16 protein-coding genes, 2 pseudogenes and 1 riboswitch are annotated in these 19,896 nt (G+C 71.9%); of the genes and pseudogenes, 16 read left to right on the top strand and 2 right to left on the bottom strand.

The genetic code is table 11. From position 1 onward, the window contains the following. The first annotated feature begins 171 nt into the window (after positions 1-171). The 4 genes from ACIA8F_RS11030 (at position 172) to ACIA8F_RS11015 (ending at position 5,013) form a co-directional block, all read left to right on the top strand. The gene (locus ACIA8F_RS11030) at positions 172-1,539 is read left to right on the top strand and encodes a M16 family metallopeptidase (RefSeq protein ID WP_399377991.1); all 1,368 of its coding nucleotides are present in this window, start codon (positions 172-174) and stop codon (positions 1,537-1,539) included. A gap of 32 nt (positions 1,540-1,571) precedes the next feature. Beyond that, the gene (locus tag ACIA8F_RS11025) at positions 1,572-2,939 is read left to right on the top strand and encodes a M16 family metallopeptidase (protein ID WP_399378079.1); all 1,368 of its coding nucleotides are present in this window, start codon (positions 1,572-1,574) and stop codon (positions 2,937-2,939) included. A gap of 248 nt (positions 2,940-3,187) precedes the next feature. Next, positions 3,188-3,347: riboswitch (cyclic di-AMP (ydaO/yuaA leader) on the top strand. A gap of 12 nt (positions 3,348-3,359) precedes the next feature. Further along, a complete protein-coding gene (locus ACIA8F_RS11020; RefSeq protein ID WP_399377990.1) occupies positions 3,360-4,166 on the top strand; it encodes a M23 family metallopeptidase in 807 nt (268 codons plus the stop codon). 181 nt (positions 4,167-4,347) lie between these two features. Beyond that, entirely contained in the window at positions 4,348-5,013 is a 666-nt protein-coding gene (locus tag ACIA8F_RS11015) for a GntR family transcriptional regulator (RefSeq protein WP_399377989.1), read from the top strand. Between the two features lie 307 nt (positions 5,014-5,320). Here ACIA8F_RS11015 and ACIA8F_RS11010 read toward each other — a convergent pair whose 3' ends face one another. After that, a complete protein-coding gene (locus ACIA8F_RS11010) occupies positions 5,321-5,602 on the bottom strand; it encodes an HPr family phosphocarrier protein (RefSeq protein WP_383938072.1) in 282 nt (93 codons plus the stop codon). 184 nt (positions 5,603-5,786) lie between these two features. Here ACIA8F_RS11010 and ACIA8F_RS11005 point away from each other — a divergent pair, with 184 nt between their 5' ends. From ACIA8F_RS11005 to ACIA8F_RS10950, 12 genes and pseudogenes are all read left to right on the top strand, one after another. Beyond that, positions 5,787-8,795, top strand: a complete 3,009-nt coding sequence (locus ACIA8F_RS11005) for a GNAT family N-acetyltransferase (RefSeq protein WP_399377988.1) — start codon at positions 5,787-5,789, stop codon at positions 8,793-8,795. Between the two features lie 52 nt (positions 8,796-8,847). Then, entirely contained in the window at positions 8,848-9,456 is a 609-nt protein-coding gene (locus ACIA8F_RS11000) for a DUF5998 family protein (protein ID WP_383938079.1), read from the top strand. Beyond that, the gene (locus ACIA8F_RS10995; RefSeq protein WP_399377987.1) at positions 9,456-10,664 is read left to right on the top strand and encodes an alkaline phosphatase family protein; all 1,209 of its coding nucleotides are present in this window, start codon (positions 9,456-9,458) and stop codon (positions 10,662-10,664) included. Before ACIA8F_RS11000 ends, ACIA8F_RS10995 begins: the two co-directional genes overlap by 1 nt. Positions 10,665-10,721: 57 nt before the next feature. Continuing rightward, on the top strand, positions 10,722-11,372 hold the full coding sequence (locus ACIA8F_RS10990; RefSeq protein ID WP_399377986.1) for a thymidine kinase: 651 nt from the start codon (positions 10,722-10,724) through the stop codon (positions 11,370-11,372). 92 nt (positions 11,373-11,464) lie between these two features. Further along, positions 11,465-11,650: a hypothetical protein gene (locus tag ACIA8F_RS10985; RefSeq protein WP_399377985.1), complete on the top strand. Its 186-nt coding sequence runs from the start codon at positions 11,465-11,467 to the stop codon at positions 11,648-11,650. Next, positions 11,650-12,198 (top strand): annotated as a pseudogene (locus ACIA8F_RS10980) (putative T7SS-secreted protein); the annotation flags it as partial. The gene ACIA8F_RS10985 and the pseudogene ACIA8F_RS10980, both read left to right, overlap by 1 nt. Before the next feature lie 10 nt (positions 12,199-12,208). Then, positions 12,209-12,352, top strand: a pseudogene (locus tag ACIA8F_RS10975) (putative T7SS-secreted protein); the annotation flags it as partial. A 12-nt stretch (positions 12,353-12,364) separates the two neighbouring features. Next, complete coding sequence (locus tag ACIA8F_RS10970) at positions 12,365-16,297, top strand: RHS repeat-associated core domain-containing protein (RefSeq protein ID WP_399377984.1); 3,933 nt, start codon at positions 12,365-12,367, stop codon at positions 16,295-16,297. Next, positions 16,294-17,121: a hypothetical protein gene (locus ACIA8F_RS10965; protein WP_399377983.1), complete on the top strand. Its 828-nt coding sequence runs from the start codon at positions 16,294-16,296 to the stop codon at positions 17,119-17,121. Before ACIA8F_RS10970 ends, ACIA8F_RS10965 begins: the two co-directional genes overlap by 4 nt. A 282-nt stretch (positions 17,122-17,403) precedes the next feature. Continuing rightward, positions 17,404-17,811: an SseB family protein gene (locus ACIA8F_RS10960; protein ID WP_399377982.1), complete on the top strand. Its 408-nt coding sequence runs from the start codon at positions 17,404-17,406 to the stop codon at positions 17,809-17,811. Then, positions 17,811-18,377: a hypothetical protein gene (locus ACIA8F_RS10955; protein WP_399377981.1), complete on the top strand. Its 567-nt coding sequence runs from the start codon at positions 17,811-17,813 to the stop codon at positions 18,375-18,377. Before ACIA8F_RS10960 ends, ACIA8F_RS10955 begins: the two co-directional genes overlap by 1 nt. A gap of 186 nt (positions 18,378-18,563) precedes the next feature. After that, positions 18,564-19,079: a hypothetical protein gene (locus ACIA8F_RS10950; RefSeq protein WP_399377980.1), complete on the top strand. Its 516-nt coding sequence runs from the start codon at positions 18,564-18,566 to the stop codon at positions 19,077-19,079. Here ACIA8F_RS10950 and ACIA8F_RS10945 read toward each other — a convergent pair. Continuing rightward, on the bottom strand, positions 19,042-19,638 hold the full coding sequence (locus tag ACIA8F_RS10945) for an ankyrin repeat domain-containing protein (RefSeq protein ID WP_399377979.1): 597 nt from the start codon (positions 19,636-19,638) through the stop codon (positions 19,042-19,044). The genes ACIA8F_RS10950 and ACIA8F_RS10945 overlap by 38 nt on opposite strands. Between the last annotated feature and the right edge of the window lie 258 nt (positions 19,639-19,896).

Raw genomic sequence — 19,896 nt, 5'->3', positions numbered from 1 at the left:
GACGGACGGGCGGGCGGTTTCGGACAGGGGTGACGCGGACCATTGTGGCCCGAGGCACCGACAACGCCGACTCCGACCCAGGACTGGGCCGGGAACTTCTCCGCCTGCCGACACGCTTGCATACAGTGGCAGGTCTGACAGGAATCTCTGCATCGCGATCGAAGGGACCACATGCCCATGGGTCACACGGCCACAGCTCACGCCGGCTCCGGCGGCCTCACAGCGACCGAGCACCGGCTGGCCAACGGCCTGCGCGTGGTGCTGTCCGAGGACCACCTGACCCCGGTCGCCGCGGTCTGCCTCTGGTACGACGTCGGTTCGCGCCACGAAGTCAAGGGACGTACGGGCCTGGCTCACCTCTTCGAGCACCTGATGTTCCAAGGCTCGAAGAGCGTCTCCGGCAACGGCCACTTCGAACTGGTCCAGGGGGCCGGCGGTTCCCTCAACGGAACCACCAGCTTCGAGCGGACCAACTACTTCGAGACGATGCCGACCCACCAGCTGGAGCTCGCGCTGTGGCTGGAGGCGGACCGGATGGGCTCGCTGCTGGCCGCCCTGGACGACGAGTCCATGGAGAACCAGCGCGACGTCGTCAAGAACGAGCGCCGCCAGCGGTACGACAACGTCCCGTACGGCACGGCCTTCGAGAAGCTGACGGCCCTTGCCTACCCGGAGGGCCACCCGTACCACCACACCCCGATCGGTTCCATGGCCGATCTGGACGCCGCATCCCTGGAGGACGCGCGCGCGTTCTTCCGTACGTACTACGCGCCCAACAACGCGGTGCTCTCGGTCGTCGGCGACATCGACCCCGAGAAGACGCTCGCCTGGGTCGAGAAGTACTTCGGCACCATCCCCGGCCACGACGGCAAGCAGCCGCCGCGCGACGGCTCGCTGCCCGAGATCATGGGGGAGCAGCTGCGCGAGGAGGTCGTCGAGGAGGTCCCGGCCCGCGCACTCATGGCGGCCTACCGGCTCCCGCACGACGGCACCCGCGAGTGCGACGCCGCCGACGTGGCGCTGACCGTCCTGGGCAGCGGCGAGTCCTCCCGGCTCCACAACCGCCTGGTGCGCCGCGACCAGAGCGCCGTCGCGGCCGGTTTCGGCATGCTGCGCCTCGCCGGTGCGCCCTCGCTGGGCTGGCTGGACGTCAAGACCTCCAGCGGGGTCGAGGTGCCCGCCATCGAGGCGGCCGTCGACGAGGAGCTCGCGCGGTTCGCCGCCGAGGGCCCGACGGCCGAGGAGATGGAGCGCGCGCAGGCGCAGCTGGAGCGCGAGTGGCTGGACCGGCTGAGCACGGTGGCCGGCCGCGCCGACGAACTGTGCCGCTTCGCGGTGCTGTTCGGCGACCCGCAGCTCGCCCTGACCGCCGTCCAGCGCGTCCTCGACATCACCGCCGAGGAGGTGCAGGCCGTGGCCGCGGCCCGACTGCGCCCGGACAACCGCGCGGTGCTCGTCTACGAGCCGATCGATGCGGACGGCGCCGAAGAGACCGAAGAGACCGACGCGAACGACCAGAACGAGGGGGCGGAGCAGTGAGCGACACCGCAGCCGACACCGCAGCCGTCACGATGACCTTCCACCCGCGCCCCGAGGCCGGCGAGCCGCAGCCGTGGGCCTTCCCGGCCCCCGAGCGCGGGGTACTGGCCAACGGCCTGACCCTGCTGCGCTGCCACCGCCCGGGCCAGCAGGTGGTGGCGGTCGAGATCAACCTCGCCGCCCCGCTCGACGCGGAGCCCGAGGGCCTCGACGGCGTGGCCACGATCATGGTGCGCGCCCTGACCGAGGGCACCGACAAGCGCTCCGCCGAGGAGTTCGCCGCCGAGCTGGAGCGCTGCGGCGCCACCCTCGACGCGCACGCCGACCACCCCGGCCTGCGGGTCTCCCTGGAGGTTCCGGCCTCCCGCCTGCACAAGGCGCTGGGGCTGGTCGCCGAGGCCCTGCGCGCGCCGGCCTTCGCCGACGCCGAGGTCGACCGGCTCGTGCGCAACCGGCTCGACGAGATCCCGCACGAGAGCGCCAACCCGCAGCGCCGCGCCGCCAAGCAGCTCTCGAAGGAGCTCTTCCCGGCCTCCCTGCGGATGTCGCGCCCGCGCCAGGGCACCGAGGAGACGGTCGCCCGCATCGACTCCGGGGCCGTACGCGCCTTCTACGAGGCCCACGTGCGCCCCGCGACCGCCACCGCGGTGGTCGTCGGCGACCTGACCGGCATCGACCTGGACGCGGTCCTGGCCGACACCCTGGGCGCGTGGACCGGTGACACCACCGCCCCGCGCCCGGTTCCGCCGATCACCGCCGACGACACGGGCCGCGTCGTCATCGTGGACCGGCCCGGCGCGGTCCAGACGCAGCTGCTGATCGGCCGCATCGGGGCCGACCGCCACGACCGGGTCTGGGCGCCCCAGGTGCTCGGCACGTACTGCCTGGGCGGCACGCTCACCTCCCGGCTGGACAAGGTGCTGCGCGAGGAGAAGGGGTACACGTACGGCGTGCGCGCCTTCGGCCAGGTGCTGCGCTCCACCGCCGACGGCAAGGGTGCCTCGATGCTCGCCATCAGCGGCTCGGTGGACACCCCGAACACCGGCCCGGCGCTGGACGACCTCTGGACGGTGCTGCGCACCCTCGCGGAGGGCGGCCTGACCGATGCCGAACGGGACGTGGCCGTGCAGAACTTGGTGGGGGTGGCCCCGCTGAAGTTCGAGACGGCGGCCTCCGTCGCGGGCACGCTCGCCGACCAGGTCGAGCAGGAGCTGCCGGACGACTACCAGGCGCAGTTGTACGCGCGGCTCGCCGAAACCGGCACGGTGGAGGCCACTTCGGCGGTCGTCAGCGCCTTCCCGGTGGACCGTCTGGTCACGGTCCTGGTGGGTGACGCCTCGCAGATCGAGGAGCCCGTGCGGGCCCTCGGCATCGGCGAAGTGACCGTGGTCGCCAACTGATCGTCAGGTGGTCTCCGGCCGTTGTCCGGTCGATCTCGGGCGGGCCGTCAACTGGCCTGTCGCTCAAGGGGCTCCGGCGGCTTGTCCGCCGGGGCCCCTTTTGTCCTTATTTTCCCTTTAGTGGTGTGGTTGCTTGTATGTGGTGTGGCGTACGCAACAAAAGGGCGCGTCTGTTTGGTGATTACCTGATGATCCGCCTAGCGTCGGCCGTGCTGTTCGTCAGGTGTAACCGCCGCGCCCGCGGCACCGGACAGCGATCGCCGAGTCCCCGTCAGGCGCGAGCCTGGGGAGCCGGGGACCCACTTGTGTCCCTGGGGTGAATCGGACCGCCTCGCAAGAGGAGGCCCGTAGGAGACCTTCCTGCTCCGAACCCGTCAGCTAACCCGGTAGGCGAGAGGGAAGGAAAGGATCAGCCCCTTCATGGCGTTTGGCAGTCGTGCAGCCGGTTCCGGTTCCGGCAAGCACCGTGGTTCGAGCCGTCTCAGCCGCAGGACCGCCGGCTATGCCGGCATAGCCGCCCTCGCCACCACTGGTGTCGTCGGCTCCCTGGCCGGTCCCGCGTTCGCCGCGGACCACTCGCCCTCCATCGAGGACACCGGCACCCTCAACACCATCGTGGTCGCCGACGAGCTCGCCGGCGACGTCGAGGCCCAGGCCCAGTCCCAGCAGCGGGCCGCCGAGGCCGCCGCCGCCAAGGCGCAGGCCGAGGCCGACGCCAAGCAGCGCGCCGCCGAGGCCAAGGCGAAGGCCGAAGCCCAGGCCAAGGCCGAGCGCGAGGCCGCCGAGCGCGCCGCCCGCGAAGAGGAGCGCAAGCGCCTCAACACCTTCGTCGCGCCGGTCGACGGCTCCTACGTCAGCACCCAGTACCACGCGGGTGGCGGCATGTGGTCCTCCGGCAGCCACACCGGCATCGACTTCCACGCCGCCTCCGGCACCTCCGTGCACGCGGTCGGCCTGGGCACCGTGGTCGAGGCGGGCTGGGGCGGGGCGTACGGCAACAACGTCGTCATCAAGCACGCGGACGGCACGTACACCCAGTACGGCCACATGTCCTCGCTGAACGTCTCCGTCGGCCAGCAGGTCGCCGCGGGCCAGCAGATCGGCCTGTCGGGCTCCACCGGCAACTCCAGCGGCCCGCACCTGCACTTCGAGGCCCGCACCGGCGCCGACTACGGTTCGGACATCAACCCGCTCACGTACCTGCGCTCGCACGGCGTCAGCGTCTGACCGCTCGCCCCACCGCACGTCTTCCGCGAAGGCCCCGGCTCCCTGAGAGCCGGGGCCTTCGTCGTGTTCCGCGCCTCGCCTTGTGTGAATGTTTCGTATTTCCGGCCGTCCTCGGAAATTATCGTGTGTTGCAATAGAGTCGCAACGCGCACAGCCATACGAAAAAGGCGGAGGTCCGGTCTTGCGTATTCCCGCGCACACGGTATGCACAGCGATCCGCGACGACATCGTCTCCGGGGTCTTCGGGCCCGGCGCCCGGCTGACCGAGGAGGTGCTGGCCCGCCGGTACGGAGTCTCGCGCGTCCCCGTGCGCGAGGCGCTGCGCACGCTGGAGTCCGAGGGCTTCGTGACCACCCGCCGGCACGCGGGTGCCTGCGTGGCCGAGCCGACCGAGCAGGAGGCGGCCGACCTCCTGGAGCTGCGGATGCTCCTGGAGCCCCTCGCGGCCGCCCGGGCGGCCCGGCGGCGCAGCGAGGCCCACCTCAAGGTGCTGCGCGGCCTGGTCAGGCTGGGCCAGGAACGGGCCAGGAGGGGACAGGGGGAGGACCTGCGCTCCCTGGGCGGCTGGTTCCACGAGACGCTCTCCCAGGCCTCGGGCAGCCCCGGGCTCATCGCACTGCTCACCCAGATGCGGCACAAGGTGGCCTGGATGTACGTGGTGGAGGCCCCGGTGCGGCCCGCGGAGTCCTGGGCGGAGCACGGCGCGATCGTGGACGCGGTGGCCCGGGGCGACGCCGAGCGCGCCCGGGCGCTGACCGCGGTGCACGTGGACCGGGCGGCGGGGGCGCACCGGCTGCGCGTGAGGACTTTGCAACCTGCCGTAAACACGGCAAGCGTTCCGCATTAACAAACGGCGTATACAAAGAGGGGATATCCGGGCCGGGTGATCCGGCTCGCACGCCCGGTGCCTCGTACGGCTTTTATGGCCGGAATTCCGGCCGCCCGAATTGACGTGCGTCGGAATTGAGGTGCGCCGGAATGCGCGCGCGCTGGAATGGTGATGCGTGCCTTTCGGGCCGGGCCCGGCCGGGCCCGGCCGGAGTCCCCGAAAGCAGCGAAGCCGTTGCCCTCGACCGTGGTGGCGGTCGGGGGCAACGGCTTCGCCGTGCAAGTCCTGCGGATCCTGCGAGTCCTGCGGGTCGAACCCGAAGGGGTCAGACGGTCTCGGGGAGCTCCTCGAGGCCCTCGGCGACCAGCTTCGCGAGGCGGTCCAGTGCGGCCTCGGCGCCGTCGGCGTCGGACGAGAGGACGATCTCCTCGCCACCCTGGGCGCCCAGGCCCAGAACCGCCAGCATGGAGGCGGCGTTGACGGGGTCGCCGCCGGCCTTCGCGATGGTCACCGGGACGCCGGAAGCGGTCGTCGCCCGGACGAAGATCGAGGCGGGACGAGCGTGCAGGCCCTCGGCCCAGCCGACGTTGACGCGGCGCTCTGCCATGGTGATGCCCTTCAGGTTCTTACGGTTGTCTAGACCAGTCTCTCACGACGCCCGGAATGGTCGAACCGACCTTCGGCCCGATTTTCCCGCCGTTCGACCTACCCCAGCTTGCCCTGATTCGAGACAGCTTGCCCGATGCGCCGCGCCCAGGCCAGTCGACGCGTTCGCGCCTTAAGGTGACCCCATGACGACCGAGTCCGACCCCTCGTACCCGGACCACTGGGAAGCCGACGTCGTCCTTCGGGACGGCGGGACCGCCCGGATCCGGCCCATCACCACCGACGACGCGGGCCGGCTGGTCAGCTTCTACGAGCAGGTCTCGGACGAGTCGAAGTACTACCGGTTCTTCGCGCCCTACCCCCGGCTCTCCGACCGCGACGTGCACCGCTTCACGCACCACGACTACGTGGACCGGGTCGGCCTCGCCGCGACGATCGGCGGCGAGTTCATCGCCACCGTCCGCTACGACCGGATCGGCGCCGACGGCCGTTCGGCCACCGGGCCCTCCGACGAGGCCGAGGTCGCCTTCCTCGTGCAGGACGCCCACCAGGGCCGCGGAGTCGCCTCCGCCCTGCTCGAACACATCGGCGCGGTCGCCCGCGAACGCGGGATCCGCCGCTTCGCCGCCGAGGTGCTGCCCGCCAACAGCAAGATGATCAAGGTGTTCACCGACGCCGGCTACCAGCAGAAGCGCAGCTTCGAAGACGGTTCCGTCCACCTCACCCTCGACCTCGAACCGACCGCCGAGTCCCTCGCCGTCCAGCGCGCCCGCGAGCAGCGCGCCGAGGCCCGCTCCGTCCAGCGGCTGCTGTCCCCCGGATCGGTGGCGGTGATCGGCGTCAGCCGCTCCCTCGCGGGCGTGGGCGCGGCGGCCCTGCGCAACCTGCGCGACAGCGGCTTCCACGGCCACCTCTACGCCGTCAACGAGGCGGTCACCCGCGATCTCCTCGACGGCGTACGGGCCTACCCCACGCTCGGCGCCGTCGGCGCCCCGGTCGACCTCGCCGTCATCGCGGTCCCGGCGGACCGGGTCCCGGACGCGGTCGCGGCCTGCGGCGAACACGGGGTGCAGGGCCTGGTCGTCCTGTCCGCCGGATACGGGGAGAGCGGGATCGAGGGCATGGCCCGCCAGCGCGAACTGGTGCGGCAGGTGCGCTCGTACGGGATGCGGCTGATCGGACCGAACGCCTTCGGGGTGATCAACACGGCCCCCGAGGTGGAGCTGAACGCCTCCCTGGCCCCCGCTCCGGCCCCGGCGCGGGGACGGGTCGGGCTCTTCACCCAATCCGGGGCGATCGGCATCGCGCTGCTCTCCGGGCTGCTGCGGCGCGGGGAGGGGCTGTCCTCCTTCGTCTCCGCCGGGAACCGGGCCGACGTCTCCGGCAACGACATCCTCCAGTACTGGTACGACGACGAGGCCACCGACGTCGCGCTCCTGTACCTGGAGACCCTGGGCAACCCGAGGAAGTTCACCCGGCTCGCCCGGCGCACCGCGGCCGTCAAGCCGGTGGTCGTCGCCAGGGGCGGCCGGCACACCCCCGCCGGGCACGTGGTCCCCGGCACCCGGCTGCCCGAGGCGACGGTCTCGGAGCTGCTGCGGCAGGCGGGCGTCATCCGGGTCGACACGGTCACCGAGCTGGTGGACGTCGGCCTGCTGCTGGCCTCGCAGCCCGTACCGGCCGGGCCGCGGGTGGCCATCCTCGGAAACTCCGAATCGCTCGGCGTGCTCACCTACGACGCCTGCCTGACGGAGGGGCTGCGGCCGCTGCCGCCGCTCGACCTGACCACGGCCGCCTCGCCGGAGGACTTCCGCACGGCCGTCTGTGCCGCGCTGGCCTCGCCGGACACCGACGCCGTCGTCGTCACCGCGATCCCCTGGGTGAGCGAGCACGCGCTCGCCGACGACCTGGCGGAGGCCCTGCGGGCGGCCGCCGCCGCGCACCCCGGCAAGCCGGTGGCCGTGGTCCACGTGGAACTCGGAGCCCTCGCCGAGGCGCTCTCGGCGGCCACGGCGCCGACCGCCGCGGCGGAGCCCGCGGACGCACTCCCCGCGACGCGGCCGACGGCCGCGACGGCCCTGGCGGCCCTGGCCTCCGGGCCCGACGCGGGATCCGGTGCCGGGGCCGATGCCGTGCCCGGTGCCGGCCCCCATGCCGGAGCCGGTGCCGGAGCCGTCGGCGGATCCGGCGGCGGACCCGGTGCCGTGCGCGCCTCCGGGACCGGGGCCCCGCCCTTCTCCGTGCCCGTCGCCGCGGGCGCGCCCTTCCGGCCGGAGCCGGGGTCCGACGCCGCGGGGAGCGCGGCCGTGCCCGCTCCCGGAGTCGCCCGGATCCCCAGCTATCCGGCCGCCGAGCGGGCGGTCAAGGCCGTCGCCGAAGCCGTCCGGTACGGGCAGTGGCGCCGGGGCATCGCCGAGGTCGGGCAGGTGCCCGAGTTCGAGGACATCGACGAGAGCGGCGCCGCCGGACAGCTCTCCCGCCTGCTGGCCGGGGTGGGGGAGGAGCAGGTGGTCACCCTGGACGACCCCGCTGCCCGCGAGCTGCTCGCCCGGTACGGCATCCGGGTGCTCTCCACGCTCCCGGCCCCGAGCCCCGATGCCGCGGTCCGGGCCGCCCAGGTCCTCGGCTACCCCGTCGCGCTCAAGACCACCGCCCCGCACCTGCGCCACCGCGCCGACCTCGGCGGAGTCCGCCTCGACCTCACCACCGAGGCCGAACTGCGCCGCTCGTACGAGGAGCTCACCCACGCGCTGGGCAAACCGCAGGAGCTCCTCCCCGTGGTCCAGTCGATGGTCCCCCGGGGCGTCGACACGGTCATCCGTTCGGTCATCGACCCGGCCGCCGGAGCCGTCCTGTCCTTCGGGCTCTCCGGGGTCGCCTCCGAACTCCTCGGCGACACCGCCCACCGGCTGGTTCCCGCCACGGACAAGGACGCGGCGAGCCTGATCCGCTCCATCCGCACCGCCCCGCTGCTCTTCGGCTGGCGCGGCAGCGACCCCGTGGACACCCCCGCCCTGGAGGAGCTGCTGCTGCGCCTCTCGCGCCTCGTCGACGACCACCCCGAGGTGGTCGGCGTGGCCCTGGAGCCCGTCGTCGTGGCCACCGAGGGGCTGTCCGTGCTCAGTGCGACGGTCCGCGTCGCCCACCCGCCCGCCCGCGGCGACCTCGGCCCGCGGACCCTGCCCAGCTACTGAGGTCCGGGGGACGGGCTCCGGGGCGGCCGTGGTGCCCCGTACGGGCCTTAGGATGGACCTCATGGCGAAATCCGGTACGACGACCCAGGGGCTGCGCACGGCGATCGAGCGCAGCGGCTACTACCCGGCCCTCGTGGCCGAGGCCGTGGAGGCCGCGGTGGGCGGCGAGCCGATTTCGTCGTACCTGGTCCACCAGGAGACGACCTTCGACTCCAACGAGGTGCGCCGGCACGTCACCGTGCTGGTCCTGACCGGCAACCGCTTCATCGTCAGCCACACCGACGAGCAGGCCGCCGACGCCGGTTCCCCGTCGCCGTACGCGACCACCTCCACCGAGTCGGTCAAGCTGGCCAGCATCTCCTCCGTGGTGCTCAGCCGCGTCGTCGCCAACCCGGAGTCCTACACCCCGGGCACCCTGCCCCGCGAGGTCGTCCTGACCATCGGCTGGGGCGCGGTCTCGCGCATCGACCTGGAGCCCGCCGCCTGCGGCGACGCGAACTGCGACGCCGACCACGGCTACACCGGCAACTCCACCGCCGACGACCTCAGCCTGCGCGTCAGCGAGGCCGGTGACGGCCCCGAGGCGGTCCGCCAGACCCTGGTCTTCGCGCAGGCACTCAGCGAAGCGACAGCGGCCACTTCCGCCACCCCCGCCCGCTGATGGCGTCGTACTCCGCCGCGCAGAGCTGGCAGGACGAGCCCGAGCTGCTGGACCTGGCCGGAGCCCCGGTGCCGCACTACGGCACCGGCTCGCTCGCCGACCTGCTGCCCACCCTCGTGGCGGGCCAGGGCGTGCCCGGCTTCGAGGCCTCGATCGCCGAGCTGACCCCGGCCGACCGCAACTGCGTGTTCCTGGTCGACGGCATGGGCTGGGAGCAGATCAAGGCCCACCCGGACGAGGCCCCGTACCTCACCTCCCTGCTCGCCACCTCGCGCGGCGGCACCGGCCGTCCGATCACCGCGGGCTTCCCGGCGACCACGGCGACCTCGCTGGCCTCGGTCGGTACCGGCCTGCCGCCGGCGCGGCACGGCCTGCCCGGCTACACCGTGCGCAATCCCGCCACCGGCGAACTGATGAACCAGCTCCGCTGGCACCCGTGGACCCCGCCCAAGCCCTGGCAGCCGTATCCGACGGTGTTCCAGCAGGCGGACGCGGCCGGGGTGGCCACGGCGCAGGTGTCCTCGCCCGCCTTCCAGACCACCCCGCTCACGAAGGTGGCGCTGAGCGGCGGCACCTTCCTCGGCCGGATGACCGGCGAGGAGCGCATGGACCTCGCGGCCGAACGGCTCGCGGCCGGCGACCGCTCGCTCGTGTACACGTACTACAGCGAGCTCGACGGGGCCGGCCACCGGCACGGGGTCGACTCCGACGCCTGGCGCGGCCAGCTCATGTACGTGGACCGCCTCGTCCAGCGCCTGGCCGGGCAACTGCCGCCGCGCACCGCGCTGTACGTGACCGCCGACCACGGCATGGTGGACGTCCCCTTCGACGAGGACTCCCGCATCGACTACGACGACGACTGGGAACTCGGCGCCGGCGTGGCCCTGCTGGGCGGCGAGGGCCGGGCCCGGCACGTGTACGCCGTACCGGGCGCCGAAGCCGACGTCCTGACCGTCTGGCGCGAGGTGCTCGGCGACCGCTTCTGGGTCGCGAGCCGCGCGGAAGCCCTGGAACTGGGCTGGTTCGGGGCACCGGGCGAGTGCGACGAGCGGGTCCTCGGCCGCATCGGCGACGTGATCGCGGCCGCCCAGGCCGACGTGGCGATCACCGCCTCGCGCGCCGAGCCCAACGAGTCGGCCCTCGCGGGCATGCACGGCTCGATGACCCCGGCCGAGCAGCTCGTCCCGCTGCTCGAAATCCGCTCCTGAGGCTCCTCCCGCCCCCACCCGCCCTCCCCTCCTCCATCGAAAGGCGCTGTACTCCCCATGCCCGAGCTGGTGTTCTTCTCCGGAACCATGGACTGCGGAAAGAGCACGCTGGCGCTCCAGATCGCCCACAACCGCGATGCGCGGGGCCTGCAGGGCGTGATCTTCACCCGTGACGACCGGGCGGGCGAGGGCAAGCTCTCGTCCCGGCTCGGTCTGGTGACGGAGGCGGTCGAGGCGCCGCAGGACATGGACCTGTACGCCTACGTGGTGGCCCAGCTGTCGGCGGGCGGCAAGGCGGACTACGTGATCGTGGACGAGGCCCAGTTCCTGGAGCCCGCCCAGATCGACCAGCTGGCCCGCATCGTGGACGACCTCGGCATGGACGTCTTCGCCTTCGGCATCACCACGGACTTCCGCACGAAGCTCTTCCCCGGCTCCCAGCGCCTGATCGAGCTCGCGGACCGGCTGGAGCAGCTCCAGGTCGAGGCCCTGTGCTGGTGCGGTGCCCGCGCCACGCACAACGCCCGCACGGTGGGCGGCGAGATGGTCGTCGAGGGCGCGCAGGTCGTGGTGGGTGACGTGAACCGCCCGGCGGAGGAGATCGGCTACGAGGTACTGTGCCGCCGCCACCACCGCAAGCAGATGACGAGCGCCTCGGCCCGTGCGGGTGCCCTCTCCCCGGACGTCCTCCCGGTCAACCACGCCTGACCGGGCCTTCGCGGGGGGCCTGAGGGAACCAGTGGGGTCCCCGGTAGCGTGTTGTTCCAGGACGCCGGCCGGCGCTGGAGGGGATGCAGCCCATGGAACTGACCGCAGAGATCGCGGCGATACGGAGCGGGGCGGGTGATTCCGGCCGCCTGTTGGGGGAGTTCCGGCGGGCCGTCCTGCTGGTTCCGCTTCCGGACGGCCCCGACGCCGGCCTGATGTCGGCGGTGTCCGGTGGCATCCTGCTGGAGCAGGCGAAGCGTGACGGGGGCGGCCACTGATGGGTTGGCGGGATTTCGTACCGGACGTCATCGAGGACGGTGTCGAGAAGGGTGCGGAGAAGGTCGGCGACGCCGTCGAGTGGGCTGGCGACAAGACGGCCGACCTCGCTGAGGGGGTGGGTCTGGACGGTGCGGGTGACTGGATCCGTGACAAGAGCCGCTCGGCGGCGAACCAGCTCGGTGCGGACGTCTCCGAGCTGGAGCTGGGGCAGACCGACGATCCCCACAAGCTGGTCTACGGAAGCGTGTCGAAGATCCGCGCGCAGGTGTCCCATCTGAACGACTTCAAGGCGGCCTTCGACAAGGTCGGCAACGGTCTGAAGGGCATGGGCGAGCCGGACGGCCTCAAGGGCGCGACGGCCAACTCGTTCCGGGAGGCCGTGGCGAAGGAGCCGCCGCGCTGGTTCAAGGCCTCGGACGCCTTCGGGAAGGCCGCGGACGCGATGGGCCGGTTCGCGGAGACGGTGGAGTGGGCCCAGGGCCAGGCCAAGGAAGCGCTGGAGGAGTACAACCGGGCGAAGAAGGTCTCCACCGACGCCCGCAACGCCCACAAACAAGCTGGTCGACACCTACAACGACGCGATCAAGGCGAAGAAGGACCCGCTGCCACCGCGTCCCTCGGAGGATTTCACCGACCCCGGCACGTCGATCGCCAAAGCGGCGCAGGAGAAGCTGGATACGGCCCGCAAGCAGCGCAACGACGTCGCGGAGACGGTGCGTACGGCGGTGCGTGCGGCCCGCGACGCGGCTCCGCCGAAGCCCTCGTACGCCGAGCAGCTCGGCGACGGGATGGACTACCTGGACCTGGCCAAGACGCACCTGGCGGGCGGTGTTCTCAAGGGCACCGCCGGCATGGCGAACTTCGCGCGGGCGCTGAACCCGATGGACCCGTACAACCTCACGCACCCGGCCGAGTACGTGACGAACCTGAACTCGACGGCCGCGGGTCTGGTCACGATGGCCAACGACCCCATGGGTGCGGGCAAGCAGATGCTCGACGAGTTCATGAAGGACCCCTCCGAGGGCATCGGCAAGATGATCCCGGAGCTCATCGGTTCCAAGGGCCTGGGCTCCCTCAAGAAGATCGGATCCGCGGCCAAGCACCTCGACGACCTCAAGGGACCCGGCCGCAGGGCCCTCGACGGCGACGGCCCCGATGCGCACAAGACCCCCGACGGGGAGAAGCAGTCCAAGGGCACCGACCCGGTCGACCTCGCCACCGGCCGGATGTTCCTGCCCCAGACCGATGTCGACGTGCCCGGCATCCTGCCGCTGGTCTTCACCCGCCGTACTGAGTCGGGCTGCGCGGTCGGCCGCTTCATGGGACCCGCCTGGACGTCGACCGCGGACGAGCGGCTGGAGATCGACGGGGCCGGAGTCGTCCACGTCACCGCCGACGGGCTGATCATCGCGTACCCGCATCCGGCCCCCGGCCTGCCCACCGGACCGCAGGGCGGCGGCGCCCGCAGCGTGCTGGCCCGCGATGCCGTCGGCGACTACACGGTCTCCGACCCCGACAGCGGTCTCACCAGGCACTTCGCCGCCCCCTCCGGCGGCGGACCGGACGGCGCTGGTGGCCGTGACGGTGAGGCCTGGCTGTCCGGCATCACCGAACGCAACGGCCACACCATCACCGTGGACCGCGGCCAGGACGGTGTGCCACTGGCCTTGGTCCACTCGGCCGGCCACGAAGTGAAGCTGTCCGTCACCGACGGCCTCGTCACGTCCCTGGCCCTGGTCGGCGGGGGTGAGGGCGGCGCGGATCTGCCGCTGATGGACTACGGCTACGAAGACGGCAACCTCACCGCGGTCACGAAGCCTTCGGGTGCCACCACCGCCTTCGTGTACGACGACCGTCGCCGCGTCACCGCCTGGATCGATTCCAACGCCAGCCGCTACGACTACGTCTACGACGACCGCGACCGTGTGGTGGCACAAGGCGGCGAGGCCGGCCACATCCAGATCACCCTGGCGTACGGCGAGCCGGACCCACGGACAGGCCACCGCACCACCACGCTCACCACCCCCGACGGGCAGGTGACCCGCCACCTGTTCGGCCCTGACTGCCGTGTCCTGGCAACCACGGACCCGCTCGGTCACACCACCCGCTTCACGTACGACCGGCGCGGCAACCTCCTGACCCGCACGGACCCGCTGGGCCTCACCACCGGCTTCTCCTACGACGAGGACGGTCACCCCGTCCGCGTGATCTGCCCCGATGGTGGGGAAATCCACGCAGTGCGCGGCCCGTTCGGCCTGCCCGTGGAGATCGTCGGACCGGACGGCGCACGCGTGCTCCACGCGTACGACGCACGCGGCAACCGGACGGCGGTGACCGATCCGGCCGGTGCCACCACCCGTTACACCTACGACGATGCCGCCCGCATCACGTCGCTCACCGACGCCGAGGGCGCCACGACCCGCGTGGTGTGCGACGCGGCGGGGCTTCCCGTACAGGTGAGCGACCCGGGCGGCGGCGTGACCCGTACGGAGCGGGACGCCCTGGGCCGACCGGTCCGCATCACCGATCCGGTGGGTGGTGTCACCCGCCTGGAATGGGACGCCGACGGGCAGCTCGCCCGGCGCACCGGCCCCGACGGCGCCACGGAGACGTGGACGTACGACGGCGAGGGAAACCTCCTCACCCACACCGACGCGTCCGGTGGGGTCACCCGCTCCGAGTACACCCACTTCGACCTGCCGGCCGCCCGTACCGGACCCGACGGCGCACGCTACGAGTTCGAGCACGACTCCGGGCTGCGCCTCACCCGCGTCACCAATCCGCACGGGCTGACCTGGACGTACACGTACGACGCCGCCGACAACATCGTCTCCGAGACGGACTTCGACGGCCACACCCTCACCTACCAGCTGGACGCCTCCGGCCGGCTGGCCGCCCGCGTCGACGCGCTCGGCGGGACCATCTCGTACGAGCGCGACCGGCTCGGCCAGCCGGTTCGCAAGGACGTCGACGGCCAGGTGACGGCCTACGCCTACGACAGGGCCGGACGTCTGCTGGAGGCGGTCGGACCGGACGGGGAACTGCGCTACCAGTACGACCGCCGCGGCCTCATCAAGACCGAACTGGTCGACGGCCGCCCCATCAGCTACGCGTACGACGCCCTGGGCCGCCGTACGCGCCGCACCACTCCCAGCGGTCACGTCACCTCCTACGTCTACGGCGCCGACGGACGGGCAAGCTGTCTCACCACCGGCGGGCAGCGCGTCGAGTTCACCCACGACGCCGCCGGACGCGAACTGGCCCGGGTCTTCGGCGACGCGGTCACCATGACCTCGGCCTGGGACGAAGCCGGGCGCCTCTCGGAGCAGCACATCACCGCGGGAAGACGGGCGGTCAACAGCCGTGCATACGCCTACCGCGCCGACGGCCGCCTGCTGTACGTCACGGACCGACTGGCGGGCGCGCGCACCTTCGACCTGGACCGGGCGGGCCGGGTCACCGCCGTCCACGCCCGGGGCTGGACCGAGCGCTATGCCTACGACGCCTCGGGCAACCAGACCTCGGCGTCGTGGCCGTCCGGCCACCCGGGCGGGGAGGCCAACGGAACGCGTACCTACACGGGCACCAGCCTCACCCGGGCCGGCGACGTCCGTTTCGAACCCGACGCCCTGGGCCGGGTCACGCTCCGCCAGAAGACCCGCCTCTCCCGCAAGCCGGACACCTGGCGCTACACGTGGGACACCGAGAACCGCCTCATTTCTGTGACCACCCCTGACGGGACACGGTGGAGGTACCGCTACGACCCGCTCGGCCGCCGCACCGCGAAGCAGCGCCTGGGGGCCGACGGCGAGAGCGTGTCGGAGGAAGTGCGGTTCACCTGGGACGGCATGACGCTGTGCGAACAGACCAGCAGTCAGCCGGACGTCCCGCACACGGTCGCCCTCACCTGGGACCACCGCGGCGACGTCCCCCTGGCCCAGACCGAGCGCATCCTTACGGCCGATGACCGCCAGGATGAGATCGACCGCCGCTTCTTCGCCATCGCCACCGACCTCATCGGCACCCCCACGGAGCTGATCGACGAATCCGGCGACATCGCGTGGCGCAACCGGTCCACCCTGTGGGGCACCACCACCTGGTCCCGCGACAGCAGCACCTACACCCCGCTCCGCTTCCCGGGCCAGTACTACGACCCTGAGACCGGCCTCCACTACAACCTCTTCCGGCACTACGACCCCGAAACGGCCCGCTACCTCACGCTCGACCCGCTGGGACTGGGGCCCGCGCCCAACCCCTCCACCTACGTCGAGAACCCGCACTCCTGGACCGACCCTCTGGGTCTCGCCCCGTGCCCGAGGGGTGGGTGGGAGAGCAAAGCCGACTTCTCCAGCCAGAAGGTCATGAGCAAGAAGTTCCACGCCCACGCGGGAGACTTCCTCGACACCCCCGGAAACCTGAACAAGGCCAACTTGCAGCGGTTCGAACAGGCCATGCGCGACCACATGACGGGGGACGGGACGAAGATCTACCGCTTCGACTACAGAAATCAGGGTCAGGCAGTCGGGTTCATCGACCCGGCATCGCAGAAGATGGTGATGCTGCACGCCGATGGTACGTTCTGGTCGGCCTGGAAGCTGGGCGACAAGCAGTTCCAGGGAATCATCGACAAAGGGTTTTTGTGGTGACCGGTTCGGAATACGAGGACGCGGAACGCGACGGCGCACCGGACGTGCGGGCCGTGCTCGGCCGGGACGGCACCTTCGCCCCGTCCTGGCTCCGCGGTAAATCGGTGACCCCGGTGCCCGCGGGCACCCGGCTCGACGCGGAGCTGGGACGCCGGATCGCAGCCGGCTGCCGTGCGGTCGGGTCCCCGTACGTCCTCGCCACTGACCTCGCCGACGCCTCCGGCGCGATCGCCGGTACGCGGTCCCTGTCAGCCACGGGTACGGAGGGCATGGACGTCCACCCGCCGTTCCTGCTGTGCGCGCCCGGCCTGCAAGGGGCTGTCCTCTTCCCCGGACCGGGCTACGCGCTGATCGCGGGAACGGCCGCGTTCATGGCGGCAGCGGTCGGGGAAGGGGTCGACACGGCACGCGCGCGCTTCGGCCGTCACGCGCGCGCCCTGGCGGACCGCCAACCCGCGCTGCCGACCGTGGCAGCCGCGTACGGGCCCGTGCACCGGGCATGGTCCCGGCCCGAGGACATCGACCCGCAGAGCGCTGCGGCCCGGCAGCTGGCGCTGCTCGACGCGTTCGCCGAAGGGACCTGCGCGGCAAGCGACTTCGCAGCCGGCTGGTGGGAAGCCCGTCGTGCGTCCCAGACGAACGGCGAACGGCTCCAGGGGCCGCTCGGCACCCTCTTCGACCAGGTGTTCATGATCCTCGAGGACTACGAAGTCGATCCCGCGTTCGCCGAGCCCGGGGACCTCGACGACGCCGGGCTCGAGGCCGCGGTGCGTGCTGCCCGGGACGCCTTCCGGAACCAGGAAACCGGACGAAGCGGGAGCTGAGACGCGGTGGCCGCACCCGACCCGGAAGCAGAGGCCATACGGTTGTGGGACCTGGCCGGACGGCTGACGGAGGCGGTCGAGGCGCCGCAGGACATGGACCCGGTACGCCTACGTGGTGGCCCAGCTGACGAGCGCCTCGGCCCGTGCGGGTGCCCTCTCCCCGGACGTCCTCCCGGTCAACCACGCCTGACAGGGCCTTCGCGGGGGGCCTGAGGGAACCAGCGGGGTCCCCGGTAGCGTGTTGTTCCAGGACGCCGGCCGGCGCTGGAGGGGATGCAGCCCATGGAACTGACCGCAGAGATCGCGGCGATACGGAGCGGGGCGGGTGATTCCGGTCGCCTGTTGGGGGAGTTCCGGCGGGCCGTCCTGCTGGTTCCGCTTCCGGACGGCCCCGACGGCGGCCTGATGTCGGCGGTGTCCGGTGGCATCCGGTGGATCTACGCGTTCACGGACGAGGAGGCGCTCGCCCGGTTCGCGGCGGCGCGCGGCGAGGCGGACGCCGGCCGGGAGTGGGAGTACCTCTCGATACTGGGCGCGCGGCTGGTGGACGCGGTGGTCCCGACGGCGGACCGTCCGGCGGGCGTGGCCGTGAACGTGGCGGACGAGGACGGGTCGATGTTCTTCCCGCCGGTGGTGGGGATCGTTCCCGACGGCAGTGCCGTGGACCTGGACCGTGGGGAAGTGGCCTGATGGCGGGTGACGGGGACCTCGAGGTATCGCCGGCGGCGGTCAAGAACATCCGGGACGGTCTGCGGGCGGCGATCGGTGAGCTGCGGGAGTCGGGGGACGCGGCGGGTGCCTCGCAGGGTGCCGGCTTTTCCGATCTGTCGATGACGGGGATGGAGGCCGGTCACGCCGGGCTGGCGACCGACTTCGAGGATTTCTGTGAGCGTTGGGAGTGGGGGGTGCGGAGTCTGGTGCAGAACGCGAGTGCGCTGGCCGGGAACCTCGGGATCGCTGCGGGCACGGTGTGGGAGGAGGAGCAGTACGTCCAGGGCGCGTTCAAGGTGGTGGTGAACGCGGCCGCGTTCGGTAATCCGCACGCGAGTGAGGACGAGATCGAGCAGAAGTCGTGGGGCGACATGTTCTCCGCGGACGCCTACAAGCCCGACTACAGCGCCGAGTCGTTCGAGAAGAGTGCCCAGGACATGGGGAAGACCTGGTCGGACACGGGCGAGAAGCTGGCGTCGACGGGGAAGATCGGTTCGTTGAACGATCTGCTGGAGCAGGCGAAGCGTGACGCGGGGGAGGGCTGATGGGTCTGGGGGACTTCGTACCGGACTTCATCGAGGACGGGATCGAGAAGGGCACCGAGAAGGTCGGCAACGGTCTGAAGGGCATGGGCGAGCCGGACGGCCTCAAGGGCGCGACGGCGAACTCTTGGGTTCCTGACGGGGATCAAGGACGCCCTGAACGGCGACCGGTCCTTCTCGCTCGACGCGATGGGGCGCGTCACCACAGTGGACGCGGATGGCTGGTCGGAACGCTACGGCTATGACGAGACGGGCAACCAGACGTCGGCCTCCTGGCCGGACGCCCATCCTGGACAGGATTCCTGTGGCGAGCGCACGTACACGGGTACCCGGATCGCCAGGGCGGGCCGCATGCGCTACGAGCACGACGAGCGGGGCCGGGTGGTGCTCCGACAGCGGACCAGGCTGTCCCGCAAGCCGGACACCTGGCGCTACGAGTGGGGCGCCGAGGACCGGCTCGCGGACGTCGTGACCCCGGACGGCCCCCGCTGGCGCTACCGGTACGACGGACTGGGCCGCCGCACGGCGAAACAGTGCCTCGCGCCGATCGGTGTGGTGCCAGAGGTCGTGGAGGAGACCCTCTCCACCTGGGACGAAACGACGCCGTGCAGGAACCGAGCTGAAATGTGGTGGATGCCCAAGCCAAACTGGGACGGGGCGGCCGTTCCTACCGTACGGACCCGAGCAGGGCGGCGATGCGGGTGAATCCGCGGTGTTCCGCGTGCTCGAGGGCGGTCACGCCGTCGCCGTCCGGGAGGTGCGGCGTGGCGCCGGCGGCGATGAGCAGTTCCACGATCTCCTGATGCGCGCGGCCGCCGTCGCCGAGGATGACGGCTTCGAGCAGTGCGGTCCAGCCGAGCCGGTTGACGTGGTCGACGTCGATGTCGGTTTCCCGGAGCAGCGCCCGCACGTAGTCGACGTGGCCGCGTTCGGCGGCGGGGATCAGGGCGATGCCGCCGAAGCGGTTGCGCAGGGTGAGGTCGGGGCGGGCCGGGAGCAGGGTGCGCATCATGCGGACGCTGCCGGTGACACCGGTGACCAGCCAGGGGCTGTCGTCGCGGTCGTCCTGGGCGTCCGGGTCGGCGCCGGCGGCGACGAGGACCTCGGCGGCCGCCACGTGGTCGCCCAGGGAGGCGAGCAGGAGCGGGGTGCGGCGGTGTTCGTCACGGGCCTCGATGTCGGCGCCGGCGGCGAGGGCCGCGCTCACGGCGTCGGCGTCGCCCGTGTCGGCGGCGGCCAGCAGGGTTCGGTCGGCAGGGTCCATGGAGGTCCTCCTCAGGTGGGGCGGGGTGGGCCGTGTCGTCGGGCCCACTCTGCCACTCCCGGGTCAGCGGCCGGCTCGCCCGCACAGACCGCGGCCTCTACAGCGGCGCGGTGCTCAGCGTGGGCAGCGACGGGTCCCTGGATGCCGCGCTCGTGCTCCGCACGGTCTTCCGGCAGGGCGGCCGCACCTGGCTGCGGGCGTGGCCGGAGGGCCTCCCGGCCACGCATGAAACTTTACAGTGTTGTTCGATATGGGTCC

Origin of the sequence: Streptomyces sp. NPDC051563, from assembly GCF_044454225.1 — a bacterium.
Classification (GTDB): domain Bacteria; phylum Actinomycetota; class Actinomycetes; order Streptomycetales; family Streptomycetaceae; genus Streptomyces.
The sequence above is the reverse complement of the archived record's forward strand: the minus strand, read 5'-3'. Positions and strand labels throughout refer to the sequence as shown.